Genomic DNA, 553 nt, shown 5'->3' with positions numbered 1-553 from the left:
CGATCGATTTTACGTATTACCCGCAGGTAAGCGTGGTGTCGGGGATAAGCGAGGACCGAGCGCAGGTGCAGGAAGTGGTGCGTTCCTATATCGAGCAAACGGAGCCGGAGGGTCCGGATCGGTCGGAGATCGATGCGTTACTGGCGGTGAAGCTGGTGAACAGACGGATCCGCTGCGAAGCCCGGACGCTATCGGAGATGATAGCGGAGGAAGGGCTGGATCGTATCGATCTGCTGAAGATCGATACGGAGAACTCGGAGCACCTGGTGCTGGCGGGTCTGGCGGAGGGGGACTGGGAGAAGATCGAACGGGTGATCATCGAGGTGCATGATCTGGAAGGTCGATTAGGGCGGATCGTGTCGGAGCTGGAAGGTCGGGGGTTCGGGGTATATGTGGAGAAGGAGGCGTCCTTATCGAAGGATGCGATCTTATACAATGTGTTTGGTCTGCGTGGAGCGCAGGGGGCAGGGTTCGGGGAACCGGCGTTGGCCTGGCGGGATCGATCGGCGGGTTGGAAGGATCCGCAGGAGCTGACGGGGGAACTGCGATCATC

The 553-nt window shown here is 59.9% G+C and carries 1 protein-coding gene; it reads left to right on the top strand.

Annotated elements, in window-relative coordinates; all coding sequences use genetic code 11:
• The coding region (locus ACX0G9_RS31765) for an FkbM family methyltransferase (RefSeq protein WP_459069021.1) at positions 1-553 on the top strand (553 nt) is incomplete at both ends.

The sequence above is a fragment of the Flavitalea flava genome, from assembly GCF_054461575.1.
This window is presented reverse-complemented; position numbering and strand designations above follow the sequence as displayed.